The 11,955-nt window shown below is 55.2% G+C and carries 11 protein-coding genes; 4 read left to right on the top strand and 7 right to left on the bottom strand.

What is annotated here, in order from left to right:
- Positions 1–19: 19 nt before the first annotated feature.
- A complete protein-coding gene (locus D7D48_RS07470) occupies positions 20–1,123 on the top strand; it encodes an SH3 domain-containing protein (protein WP_125230669.1) in 1,104 nt (367 codons plus the stop codon).
- A 25-nt stretch (positions 1,124–1,148) separates the two neighbouring features.
- Here D7D48_RS07470 and D7D48_RS07465 read toward each other — a convergent pair whose 3' ends face one another.
- The 4 genes from D7D48_RS07465 to secB form a co-directional block, all read right to left on the bottom strand.
- Positions 1,149–1,802, bottom strand: a complete 654-nt coding sequence (locus D7D48_RS07465; protein WP_125230668.1) for a DUF4136 domain-containing protein — start codon at positions 1,800–1,802, stop codon at positions 1,149–1,151.
- A 103-nt stretch (positions 1,803–1,905) separates the two neighbouring features.
- The gene (gene trpS, locus D7D48_RS07460) at positions 1,906–2,904 is read right to left on the bottom strand and encodes a tryptophan--tRNA ligase (RefSeq protein WP_125230667.1); all 999 of its coding nucleotides are present in this window, start codon (positions 2,902–2,904) and stop codon (positions 1,906–1,908) included.
- Positions 2,905–2,909: 5 nt separating this feature from the next.
- The gene (murJ, locus tag D7D48_RS07455; protein WP_125230666.1) at positions 2,910–4,514 is read right to left on the bottom strand and encodes a murein biosynthesis integral membrane protein MurJ; all 1,605 of its coding nucleotides are present in this window, start codon (positions 4,512–4,514) and stop codon (positions 2,910–2,912) included.
- 23 nt (positions 4,515–4,537) lie between these two features.
- Entirely contained in the window at positions 4,538–5,047 is a 510-nt protein-coding gene (gene secB, locus D7D48_RS07450; protein WP_125230665.1) for a protein-export chaperone SecB, read from the bottom strand.
- 238 nt (positions 5,048–5,285) lie between these two features.
- Between secB and D7D48_RS07445 the strand changes: the two genes are divergently transcribed.
- Genes D7D48_RS07445 through D7D48_RS07435 form a run of 3 tightly spaced genes read left to right on the top strand, consistent with a single transcriptional unit; the run spans position 5,286 to position 7,731 of the window.
- Positions 5,286–5,945, top strand: coding sequence for a Tim44/TimA family putative adaptor protein (locus D7D48_RS07445; protein WP_125230664.1), 660 nt, complete (start codon positions 5,286–5,288; stop codon positions 5,943–5,945).
- A gap of 12 nt (positions 5,946–5,957) precedes the next feature.
- Positions 5,958–7,169, top strand: coding sequence for a murein transglycosylase A (gene mltA / locus D7D48_RS07440; RefSeq protein ID WP_125230663.1), 1,212 nt, complete (start codon positions 5,958–5,960; stop codon positions 7,167–7,169).
- A gap of 7 nt (positions 7,170–7,176) precedes the next feature.
- Positions 7,177–7,731: a Smr/MutS family protein gene (locus tag D7D48_RS07435; protein ID WP_185739804.1), complete on the top strand. Its 555-nt coding sequence runs from the start codon at positions 7,177–7,179 to the stop codon at positions 7,729–7,731.
- Here D7D48_RS07435 and dapE read toward each other — a convergent pair.
- The 3 genes from dapE to D7D48_RS07420 form a co-directional block, all read right to left on the bottom strand.
- Positions 7,728–8,876 carry a succinyl-diaminopimelate desuccinylase gene (dapE, locus tag D7D48_RS07430; protein WP_125230662.1) on the bottom strand — a complete coding sequence of 383 codons (1,149 nt, stop codon included), beginning with the start codon at positions 8,874–8,876 and terminating at the stop codon, positions 7,728–7,730. The genes D7D48_RS07435 and dapE overlap by 4 nt on opposite strands.
- An 80-nt stretch (positions 8,877–8,956) precedes the next feature.
- Positions 8,957–10,423, bottom strand: a complete 1,467-nt coding sequence (locus D7D48_RS07425; RefSeq protein WP_125230661.1) for a glycerol kinase — start codon at positions 10,421–10,423, stop codon at positions 8,957–8,959.
- Positions 10,420–11,949 (bottom strand): SLC5 family protein, encoded by a 1,530-nt coding sequence (locus D7D48_RS07420; RefSeq protein ID WP_125230660.1) that lies wholly within the window; start codon positions 11,947–11,949, stop codon positions 10,420–10,422. The genes D7D48_RS07425 and D7D48_RS07420 overlap by 4 nt, the downstream gene beginning before the upstream one ends.
- Positions 11,950–11,955 lie beyond the last annotated feature (6 nt).

Raw genomic sequence — 11,955 nt, 5'->3', positions numbered from 1 at the left:
ATGAGTCGGAGGGACGAGTATGAGTAATATATGCGCATCCTGCGGAGCGACTGCGACCAAAGAAGCCGCTTTTTGCGCCAGTTGTGGGCATGCGTTGAAGCCAAAAATAGCCAAAAAACCTGCAAAGCCATCCGCGAATCGCCCATGGCGTATGCCATTCGTCGCGGTCTTCGCTGTTTTGGCTATGGCGGCCTTATATTTCTGGCTCTTCATTGCCGATGATTTGAAACGCGACACAAGCCTGTCCACAACCGAAGTGGGAGAAGCTTCGAACCCGGAAGCGCAGATATTTTTCGCAATGACCGACGCGAACTTGCGGAACAAGCCGACAATAAGCGGTAGCGAAATCTTAGGCAAATTGCCCCGTGGTTCGCAAGTGACTGGTACAATTCAACCCGGTTCTGGTGTCGATGGCGGGTGGCTTGAACTGAGTGATGGCAATGGTTTTGTTGCCTTGGCTAATCTATCGCAATTTAAGCCACCGGCATTGGTAAAGTTGCTTAACGATCAGCCCTGGGTTGCCGACGGTTTTATCGATGTATGGGCGACCACCTTGGCAGATAGCGCATTGTTGGATCGGCTTCGCGCGGGGGCATCATTGACGCTCGTCGGAACGACGGCGGATAACTTCGTTGAGGTGAAGCTTGCTGATGGTCGTTATGGATATCTGGCGGACGCTCCATCGATCTTGGCGCGCATAGGGGGCAAACCCATTACCATCGGCTTTAATCCCCAAACTTGCGCCTTTTCCGGAGAAATTGGTGCTGAATTTGCCAAGATTGGCGCGCAGTTGCGGGCACAATGGCAAGCATTAGAGGCAAAGGAGTTTGCCAATGATGCCGCCCGTCAAAAGGCTTATGCGGTGGTTGAAGGCAAAAGCAAATATCTCAGGCTACGCCGATCCTTCGCAGGATTATCGTTGACGGGACTAGGGCAGCATTATGAATCCCAGTCTTTATATTTCGACGACCCACCTGCGAAGGTTATGGAAATATTCCGCGCGCAAGGTTTTGATATCGGGCGAGATGGGCTGTTCGCAGGGACTGATCTGTACGCAGGTATCGCGGCTACGCGGGGTGAGGGCGCGGCTTATGGTAAAACCGAATTGAGCTGCGGCGTATAAATACACGCCGCAGCCTTAATTAGGCCTAGCGTTTTTCCTCCGGAGCGACGGAAATTCGGACGGTTTCGCCGCCATTACCGGGGAAACCTGTGAACATCGCCTCAATCAAATTTGGCACCAGATGCAGCAGTTTATTTGAACGCGACTTGGCTTCCGCCTTGCCTTCGAACAGACGCTTGCCGTCAATATTACGGTCAATTTTTAGATCTAGGTTGGCTGTGTACACCGTGAAGCTGTCAACATCATAGGGACGATTGAAACCGCTGTAGAGGAACGGATCATAGAAACCCATAACATAGCGCGCACCGCGCCGCGTATGGACGACATAGGGACGGTAAAACGCGCCATAACCCCAAAAGGGATCGTAGAAGGGGTCCCGATGAACGATGTTGCGTTCCTTGCCTTCATCAACGGCATAATCAAGAGATACGGTCATGTCGGCGGTTGCCCCCGATGATGGCACATACCCAACTTCCTGTAGTTCCTTGGCGACCAGCGCAGCATATTGGCCAAATTCAATGCCGCCGGAGTTGGCCGGATTGGCTGCGCGGATCACAAAGGTTTGACCCTGAGGGGCGGGTAGTTCCTGAAAGCGGGACACATCGGCGTTAAAGGGCGTTGCGCATGCACCCAAGGCCAGCAGCGCCAACGGAGCGAGAAAAGTTACGACCTTTTTCATCCATTCATATCCCTTCGAAAGCGGCCAAATGCCGACTTGTTATTAACCTGTTAAAATTAGGATGGTTTCGCTGAACTAAGGTTGAACGACGAAAAAACAACATTTAACGCAGTAAGCCAAGCGCAGCATAGGCGGCATTTAACGTCGGCGCGCTCAATTCGCGCGCTTTTGCCGCGCCCTTAGCCAATGCCGCGTCAATCTGTTCATGGTCATCCTTAAGCACGCTAAAGCGTTCCGAAATGGGGCGTAGATGTTCGACCACAATTTCTGCCAGTGCAGGCTTGAAGGAACCGAAGCCCTGACCACCAAAACGTGCCAGCGTTTCGTCCACCGTCTCATTCGCAAAGGCGGCATATATGCCGACCAGATTTTTGGCTTCGGGGCGGCCTTCAAGACCATCTGCCTCTGACGGCAATGGCTCTGGATCGGTCTTCGCTTTCTTGATTTTGCTTAGTATCGTGTCGGCATCATCAATCAAGTTAATACGGCTCATGTCGCTTGGATCCGACTTGGACATTTTCGCGCTGCCGTCACGTAAACTCATGATGCGCGCCGTGGCTTTCGGAATGATGGGATCAGGCAAAGTAAAAATCTCTGTACCTTTTCCAAAATCGGTGTTGAACTTTTGGGCGATGTCGCGTGCCAACTCCAAATGTTGTTTCTGGTCTTCGCCCACAGGCACATGCGTCGCTTGATACAGCAGCACATCAGCGGCTTGCAAAACGGGATAAGTGAACAACGCGATGCTCGCGCCTTCGCGGTTCTTGCCCGACTTGTCCTTGAACTGGGTCATTCGGTTGAGCCAACCCATCCGCGCAGTACCCGTCAGCAACCATTGCAGTTCAGAATGGGCAGGGACCTGCGCCTGATTGAATAGGATCGCCTTATTGGTGTCCAGCCCGCAGGCGAGCAAGGCTGCGGCCATCTCGCGGGTGTTGGCGGTCAACTCCTCCGGAACATGCGGCATCGAAATGGCATGCAAATCCGCGAGGAAATACAGGCATTCCATTTCATCCTGCATCTTCACCCAGTTGCGGATTGCGCCGAGATAATTGCCGAGATGAAGGTTACCCGTTGGCTGAATACCGGAAACGACGCGCATAGATATTACTCGCTTGTAGAAGACGCAGGCGCGGTTGCACGTCTGCGGAAAAGGGATTTGAATTCGCTAATCCGGTAGGCCCCGAACAGCAATATGGCTAGCGCATAGACCGCGCCGCCAGCACTTACCAAAGTGAGCAGAACGGCAATGCGCCGCCACAAGCCAGTGCCAAGCTGACCTTCGATAAGTGCATTTCCGAAATAGAGCGCGACGCCCATAATGCCGGCCGCCAAAATTATGCGCCATGTCTTTTGCTTCAACCGGGCATCGACGGCGATATGGCCGCGTTTGCGCAAAGTGAACCACAGCAATGCGAAGTTTACCCAAGCCGAGATGGCCGTTGCCACGCCAACGCCGATATGCGCCAAGGGCCAGATCAGGATGAGGTTGCCGACGAGATTGACCAGCATCGACCATAAGGCTAGCCGCAACGGGGTCTTGGTGTCGCTCCGCGCGTAAAATCCTGGAGTGAGTACCTTGATCAGCACATAGGCTGGAACGCCTGCCGAAAATGCCATCAGCACCGCCGCAGTTCCGCGCGTGTCGGCCGCGGTGAAGGCGCCATGTTCGAATATGCCATGGACAATTGGGATTGCAGATACAATCAACGCGACCGTCGCGGGCATAGCGAAGAATAAGGCCAGTTCGACGGCCCGGTTCTGCGTATCGGATGCAGCCTTGTTATCTGCCCCGGCAATCTGCCGCGAAAGTGCAGGTAAAATAGCGGTCCCGATTGCTATGCCAATCAGCCCTAAGGGCAATTGGTTCAAGCGGTCGGCATAATAGAGCCAGGATACCGACCCTTCGGGGAGGAACCGGGCAGCAAGCGATGTAGAGATCAGGAGATTGAACTGGATCGCGCCTTGGCCAATCGCGGCGGGTGCAATCAACGCCAGCATAAGCTTTACGTCCGGCGTTAGGCGCGGCAAACTAAGCTTCAGGTTAACGCCCGCGCGATGACAGGCCCAGATGAGCCAAAGCAATTGCAGCGCGCCCGATACGGTAACCGCGACCGCTTGCGTGACCGCTGTTTCAACCTCTGTATCGCCGCGGAAAAATATCAGCGCGATAATCATGCAGACGTTTAGCAATATCGGCGCGGCGGCGTTGACCCAGAATCGGTTCAGTGAATTCAATATCCCGCCGAGCAATGACACCAATGATATCAGCGCCAGATAGGGAAAGGTGATAATCGTTAAATGCCGTGCCAGCGCGAATTTCTCTGCCCCGCCATCCGGAAAGCCCCCCGTCATCGCCCAGACAATTGGACCCGCAGCAAGCATCATGAGGGCAGTAAATAGCACCAGAAACGGGAACAGCACCGACAGTATTTGGCTGGCAAAATTGCGCGCGGCGATCAGGCCTTGGTCCGCCTTTTCGCGCTCGGCCTCCGTCATCTTCTTGTTAAACAAAGGTACGAATACCGCGGCAAACGCGCCTTCGGCAAACAGGGCCCGAAACAGATTCGGCAAGCGCCACGCGATCAGGAAGGCATCGGACGCAAGGCCTGCACCTACAAAGCGCGCCATCAACATGTCGCGCACTAGGCCCAAGAGGCGGCTGACCAAAGTCAGCCCCCCGATGGTGATGCTGTTTCGAACCAGGCTCATCTGTTCACCTGGTGCCGTCGGCTTCAGGCTTCGCCGGCAGGCTGCGTCTCTGCCATTTGCTGTGCTTGTGACAGCTGCTGAATGTAGAGCGCGTTGAAGTCGATGGGTTCAAGCACCAGTGGCGGATAGCCAGCATCGCGCACAGCGTCGGCAATGATTCGGCGCGCGAATGGGAACATTAAGCGTGGGGCTTCACCGAATAAGAATGGATGGGCTTGCTCTTCGGACACATTACGTAAGCCAAATAGGGTGCCATAATCCAGCTCAACGGAGAACTGAACGCCATTGTCGGTCTCTGCCTTGATCGCGAGCCGCAAAGCCACTTCATGCACTTCGTCGGTGATGGCATTGGCTTGAATATTGACCTGCACATCAATTTGCGGCGCGCCTTCCCAGTTGAAGCTGTGCGGGGCGTTCGGGTTTTCAACCGACAAGTCCTTGATATACTGGTTCAACATACCGACAGCGGGCGCTGTGTCTGCGCCATTTGATTTTACCTTGTCGGAAACGATGGTGCCTGTTTCGTCGGCCATGATATGTCGTGCTTTCTTGTTGGTTGTCTTGGCCGCAATGATACGACCCTTGATGGCCGAAGCGACTAGCAGGCGTACCGCCAAAGGGCAATGATTGTTGCGATTGCGCCACGCCGTGTTTTTCTTTGGGCAAGGCCCTTTGAAACCCGTATGTTTAACCCCTATATGTTTTAATGAGTCGGCTCAGAAAAAATTTGTTTCAGAAGCCGTATTTAGATTTTTGCCGGATGGAGGCGTTGTGACGTTTACTATTGTACTGCTCGCTCTTGTTGCAGCCTTCTTGGGCCTTCGCCTTTACGCCGTGCTGGGCAAACGTACGGGGCATGAACAAGAACCCGTTGCTCGTCGCCCGATTGAGGCAAATAAAGCGGCACTGTTGCGGCAGCCTGTCGCCGGTGGCGACATTGCGTCGGCTTTGCCTGCGCATGACCTGTCAAATGTTGATATGGCGGCGCAAAGTGGCATCAAAGCTATCAGCAATGCGGATCGTGGTTTTGAACTTGGCGCGTTCGTTGAGGGTTCAAAAACCGCCTATAAAATGGTTCTTGAAGCCTATTGGAAGGGTGACAAGGAAGCGCTTAAGTTTTTGTGCGATGATGATGTTTATGCAAGCTTTGCCGAAGCTATTGATGGCCGTGCTGCGCGCGGAGAGACCCTCGAAAACCGTTTGGTGCGCATTGACGAAGTACGCATTGTCGATGCAAGTTACGATCACCTCATGGCCCGTATATCGGTTCGTTTTGACGCCGATATCGCCGCGATGGTCAAAGATGCCGATGGAAATATCATTGGTGGGTCGATGACCGATGCGGTCGAAACGCATGATATTTGGACATTTATGCGCGATGTGAAATCGGACGGCCGTAACTGGAAGCTTGACGAAACCGACTCGGTCTGATTCACCTGGGCGATGAAACGCGCCCTTTTCTCTCTCGGTCTATCCGCCCTTACACTCTCCGCTTGTACAAGCGGGGTGTCATCGCATGGCGGCCCTGCAACCTCGTCGGAGGCAAAGGTCGCCGCCCCGCCAGTTGCGGCACAGGCCGCAGCTACACCTATACCGGCGCGCGACGTTACAACAGCGGCCGGGCTTGGCGTGGTGCGCGGTCCGCAAATTGCCACGTTGCAGGTGGATGCGCGCAAAACGGCGCTTGCACTAGACAGTTTTAGGACAAGTTGCCCTGGCCTTGTCCGCCGTACCGACACTAGCGGCCTGACCGAAGGCAGCGACTGGCTTACGGCTTGCGATGCCGCTAAAATATGGACTGGCGACGCCATTTCCTTTTTTGCAGAATATATGGATGCGGTGCAGGTTGGCACCGGCCGGGCTTTTGCCACGGGCTATTTTGAACCGGAAATCGCCGGTTGCCGCACGCGGCAAGCGGGTTGCGATGTGCCCGTCTATAAACGTCCATCGGACCTTATTGATGTCGATCTTGGCCTGTTTTCCGATGAACTGAAGGGGCGAAATATCCGCGGTAAAGTCAACGGCACCAAATTTGTGCAATATGACGATCGGGCCGCGATTGAAAACGGCTCTTTGGCAGGGCGCGGGCTAGAAATAGCTTATGCGTCCGACGCGATTGAATTTTTCTTCCTGCAAATTCAGGGATCAGGGCGGCTGAAACTGCCCGACGGTAATGTGATGCGCATTGGTTATGACAGCCAAAATGGGCGTGGCTATACTGGCATTGGCAAGCTGATGCGCGATCGCGGTCTGATTACCGACGCATCGATGCAAGGTATCGTCGCCTTTTTGCGTGCCAACCCCGAAGAGGGGCGCAAGATTATGCAGGAGAATAAAAGCTATATTTTCTTCCGTGAACTGACAGGCGCGGGGCCTTTGGGTGCTATGGGCTATCCTGTGGTGGGTGAGGCGAGCATAGCTGTGGATGTAAAATTCATCCCGCTCGGCGCTCCGGTATGGCTGTCCATGGACCGCGCGGAGCCCAATGGTATTTGGATTGCGCAGGATACGGGCGGCGCCATCAAGGGGGCAAACCGCATTGATACTTTCTGGGGTGCTGGCGACCGTGCGCGTCAGATTGCGGGCGGCATGGCAGCGCGGGGTACGGCACTCATTTTCTTACCTAAAGCTGCGGTTGCGCGGCTAGGTCTGTAAAGCCGGCATGGCGCGGCCTCTCGACAGCACGGAAAAGTCGCTTTGGGGCAGGGTCATTGCGACCGTAAAGCCCATGCATGGCGGCAAGCCAAAGCCTGTGCCGGTTACAACTCCAGCGGCGGATAAGGCGGCGCTGGCAAAGTTTCTCAGCGCCAAACCTAAAGCTGTCCCTGCCGACACAAAGCCGAAGCATATGCCCGCGCAAAGTAAAATTGCTCCTATGCCGCATAATCTCGACGGGCATTGGGACAAACGGATCGCGCGGGGCAGCATCATTCCCGATGTCAGCATCGATTTACATGATGCGTCCTTGTCGCTGGCGTATAACCGCCTCGATGGCGCGCTGGAGCAGGCAATTGCGCAGCGAATGAAAGTAATATTGCTCGTAACCGGCAAGCCGCGTGCACATGATCGAGCCAGTGGGACGGGCAGGGGGGCGATTGCGGCGGTTGTGCGCGACTGGCTGGCTGCATCGCGGCACGCCCGGCATATTTCGGCAGTGCGCAACGCCCATCCGCGGCACGGCGGGGCGGGCGCGCTCTACATTATGTTGAAGAGCTAGGCCTCAGCCGCCAGCATTTTGAGCGCTACGCGGCAGTAAATTTCCGTGAGCGCCGATAGGTCCGCAATTGCGACCGCTTCATCCAGCTTATGCATCGTTGCATTGCACAGGCCGAACTCGACCACCGGACAAATATTCGTCAGGAACCGTGCGTCAGATGTGCCGCCCGTTGTGGATGCTTCGGGTGCGATGCCGACGACTTCCTCCACCGCCGCTGATATTGCCCCTGAGAACGCGCCAGGAGGCGTGAGAAAGGCCTCTCCAGATATCATGGCTGTCAGACTTCCCCCATGGCGTTCCACAAGCGTGCGGAGCCTTGAAACGAGCGCGTCGCCAGTTTGCAGGTCGTTGAACCGGATCGACAATCGCGCTTCGGCTTGTGCCGGAATGACGTTGGTTGCCTTGTTGCCGACGTTCAGGTCCGTAATTTCAATATTGCTCGCCTGAAACCAGTCGGTGCCATCGTCAAGCGTAATTGCTTCAATCTCGGCCAAAATGGTTATCAATCTGGGGATCGGGTTGTCCGCCAAATGCGGATACGCAACATGGCCTTGCGTGCCTGCAACGGAAATCCACATATTCACCGATCCGCGACGGCCAATTTTCATCATGTCACCCAAGCGGTTGACGCTCGTGGGTTCGCCGACGAGGCAATAATCTGGGATGCTGCCCCGTTTTTGCATATGAGTGATAAGTGCCCGCGTGCCGTGGATGGCGGGCCCTTCTTCGTCGCCCGTGATAATCAGGCTGATTGTGCCTGCATCCTTGGGAATGTCATGCAACGCGGCAATAAAGGCGGCAATGCTGCCCTTCATATCAACAGCGCCGCGTCCGTGCAGCAAATCGCCTTTGATCTCTGGCACAAACGGGTCGCTTGCCCAGCCATTGCCCGGCGGCACCACGTCCACATGACCGGCAAAAGCAAAATGGCGTCCGTTTGTAGCTAGCCGGATTGCAAACAGATTTTCCACCGGTGCGCCATGGGCGGGGTTTTCGTCGTCTTCGCCCGAAATGAAGCGTTCGACCGTGAAACCCAGCGGGACAAGCATATCTTCCAACGCGTCAAACACCGCGCCAGTGGCGGGCGTGACGCTTTCGCAAGCGATCAGTCGTTGGGCATAAGCCAATGCAAGAGCATTATTCATTAGTCGGAGGCGTTACGGATTAATGCGCGCCAAAACAAGTCAGACATTGGCGGTACAATAAGGCTGTTTTCGGCAGCGCATCATTGCAAAACGCGGGCAAGCGCATCGGCCCAGCCTGCCAAGCGGGCCTCACGGGCCGCGGCATCAAGCATCGGCGCAAAACGCGTTACCCCACCGCGCATGCTGGCCGCATCCTCCAATGAGGGGAATAGTCCGCAACCCACCGCCGCCAGCATAGCTGCGCCAAGAGCCGTCGTTTCGACAAAAGCGGGTCTTTCCACATCGATTGTGAGCATGTCAGCTAAATCCTGCGCCATCCAGTCATTGGCGACCATGCCGCCATCGATGCGCAATTCGGCCCAATCTGCGCCATCGGCGGCAAAGGCGGTTTTCAGGTCATAGGTCTGGTGCGCCATCGCCTCCAGCGCTGCGCGGGCGACATGCGCCTTTGTCGCGGCAAAACTCAGTCCGCTAATCGTGGCGCGGGCATCCGACCGCCAATGTGGCGCGCCAAGACCCGAAAGCGCCGGGACAAGATAAACGCCGTTATTGTCCGGCACGCTGCGCGCCAGTGGCTCAGTCTCGGCAGCGTGCGAAATCAGGCCCAGATCATCACGCAGCCATTGCACAAGGCTACCTGCAACAAACACCGATCCTTCCAGCGCATAATGACGTTCGCCATTTAATTGGTACAAAATCGTCGAGAGCAAACGGTGGCGTGACTGGCGCAATGTGGTTCCGGTTTGCGTGAGCACAAACGCGCCCGTACCAAAGGTCGCCTTGGTCTGCCCGACGGCAAAGCAACCTTGCCCAATGGTTGCGGCTTGTTGATCCCCCGCCATGCCCGATATGCGGATTGCGCCGCCGAAATGCTCCGGCACTGTCGTGCCAAGGTCACCTGCACAGTCCGTAATCTCCGGCAAGATGTCGCGTGGGACGCCGAACAGATCCATCAACCCGTCATCCCATCCGCCGCTGCCAATCGCCATGAGCGCGGTGCGCGCGGCATTGCTAGCGTCGCTGATATGGCTTCCGCCCGTGAGCCGGTAGACAAGATAGCTTTCGACTGTGCCCACCGCCAAATGTGCACCCGCGTCCTTCAATTGTGGCCAATTCTCAAGCGCCCAGCCAATTTTTGATCCCGAGAAATAGGGGTCAAGCAATAAGCCGGTTTTTGCTTGCACCACTGGCTCTTCGCCTTGCGCCTTCATCGCGGCGCAGTTGTCGGCTGTCCGGCGGTCTTGCCAAACAATAGCAGGGGCAAGCGGCTTGCCAGTGCGTTTATCCCAGAACACAACGGTCTCGCGCTGGTTGGTTATGCCAATGCTCGTGATCCGGTCTGCGCCGCCTGCCTTAGCGACCATCGCTTGCGCGCAGGCCAGCGTCAGGTTCCAAATTTCCTCGGCATCATGTTCAACAAGACCAGGTTGCGGATAATGTTGCGTGAGCGGGCGTTGGCAACTGTCGACGGCGGTCCCGTCCGCGGTAAATAATACGGCCCGCGTTGATGTCGTGCCTTCGTCAATGACCAGTATATAATCGCTCATGCTTCTGCCGCGCGTAATGCGCGTCCCTCTCTTGAAAATATGAATATGGCACGGTTGCCGAAAACCAAACGATTGACCGCCAGCGCCATCAGCACCGAACTAACCAGCACAAAGACCATCACGTCAATATAATGCAGCCATGGCATCCCGAAATGCTGATAAAATGTTTCGCCAACATATAGCGTGTCAGGACGGTAGAGCACAAAATTGTGCAGCGCATAGATGCCAACACCATAGACCAAACCGAAAATCGCCGCCCGCGCATCGACATTGCGAAACAGCAGCCCCGCGATAAAGGCAGACAAGATGGGCATGGACGACAGGCCGTTCAGTTCCTGCAACAAGTTGATGATGCTACTCGCGCCCGCATACAGCGGTACCAAAGATATGGCGACGATGCTTGCCCCAATACCGACCGCGCGGTTGAGCGTAATCGCGCTGGTCTTTTCATTAATGAATTTGCGATGGAAATCGACAGTGTAGAGCGTGATTGTCGCGTTCAGAACCGCCGAAAAAGTTGTAAGTACAGCTGCGGCAATCATCGCGGCGAACATGCCGCTGGTCCAACTGGGCAATACTTCAGCGACCACCATGCCATAGGCACGGTCGCCCACATCGCCGAACAATTTATAGGCGACAACACCTGGAATAACGACGATTGGCGGGATGATAAGCACGCGAACAAGCGCTGCGGCCATGACCCCTTTTTGCGCCTCACGCACTGTCGGTGCGGCCAATGCCTTTTGCGTGATATTCTGATTGGTGGACCAATAGAATATCTGAATGAATATCATCCCTGTAAACAATGTGTGGAAGGGAATGGGTGAATCCAATGCGCCAATCATCGATACACGTTCGGCCGGAACGCCGGTAAACAGGTCGAAGTTAACCGCTGCTAAGGCTAAGAACACCACCGCCAGCGCCAGCCCCAATATGCCAACGCCGCTATAGGTATCAAGCACTGCAACGGCGCGCAGCCCGCCCAATATCGCATAGGCCGCGCCAACGACTGCAAAGATGCTGGCAATGACGATGACGGGTATGTCCGTGCCAAATAATGACTGCATGAATAGCGACCCGCTATAAATGACAGCGGGTAAATAAATGAATATATTGCCGATGAGGAACAATGCCGAAATGACGGTGCGAATGCTGCCGCCATTATATCGTTTTTCCAGCAATTCGGTGACCGTCGTGCAATTGTTGCGATAGTAAATGGGCACAAAGACAAAAGCCAAGATCAGCAACCCTACAAATCCAGCCAGTTCCCACCATGCGAGCAATAGCATTTGATTGCCGTTCATGCCCACCAATTGATCAGTGGAAAGATTGGTGAGGGTAATGGCGCCAGCCACGAAGAACCAATTCAGCCCGCCGCCTGCTAGAAATATGTCTTTGTCGGTTTTACTCTGGTCGCCGCTTGCGTGATTTTTTCCACGCACCTTAGCCCAAGTGAACGCAGCAATGAGGACCATGAGGCCCACAAAAATGCCAAATTGGACAGCCGATTGACTGGCTTCAAACATCGCAAC

It is taken from the genome of Sphingorhabdus wooponensis, from assembly GCF_003933235.1.
Classification (GTDB): Bacteria; Pseudomonadota; Alphaproteobacteria; order Sphingomonadales; family Sphingomonadaceae; genus Sphingorhabdus_B; species Sphingorhabdus_B wooponensis.
The sequence above is the reverse complement of the archived record's forward strand: the minus strand, read 5'-3'. Positions and strand labels throughout refer to the sequence as shown.

What these genes read in the sequence shown, in the direction of transcription:
- D7D48_RS07425 (WP_125230661.1), bottom strand. Translation starts at nt 10,423, where the DNA reads ATGAGCGATTATATACTGGTCATTGACGAAGGCACGACATCAACGCGG.
- dapE (WP_125230662.1), bottom strand. Translation starts at nt 8,876, where the DNA reads ATGAATAATGCTCTTGCATTGGCTTATGCCCAACGACTGATCGCTTGC.
- murJ (WP_125230666.1), bottom strand. Translation starts at nt 4,514, where the DNA reads ATGAGCCTGGTTCGAAACAGCATCACCATCGGGGGGCTGACTTTGGTC.
- trpS (WP_125230667.1), bottom strand. Translation starts at nt 2,904, where the DNA reads ATGCGCGTCGTTTCCGGTATTCAGCCAACGGGTAACCTTCATCTCGGC.
- D7D48_RS07470 (WP_125230669.1), top strand. Translation starts at nt 20, where the DNA reads ATGAGTAATATATGCGCATCCTGCGGAGCGACTGCGACCAAAGAAGCC.
- D7D48_RS07435 (WP_185739804.1), top strand. Translation starts at nt 7,177, where the DNA reads ATGGCGCGGCCTCTCGACAGCACGGAAAAGTCGCTTTGGGGCAGGGTC.
- secB (WP_125230665.1), bottom strand. Translation starts at nt 5,047, where the DNA reads ATGGCCGACGAAACAGGCACCATCGTTTCCGACAAGGTAAAATCAAAT.
- mltA (WP_125230663.1), top strand. Translation starts at nt 5,958, where the DNA reads ATGAAACGCGCCCTTTTCTCTCTCGGTCTATCCGCCCTTACACTCTCC.
- D7D48_RS07420 (WP_125230660.1), bottom strand. Translation starts at nt 11,949, where the DNA reads ATGTTTGAAGCCAGTCAATCGGCTGTCCAATTTGGCATTTTTGTGGGC.
- D7D48_RS07465 (WP_125230668.1), bottom strand. Translation starts at nt 1,802, where the DNA reads ATGAAAAAGGTCGTAACTTTTCTCGCTCCGTTGGCGCTGCTGGCCTTG.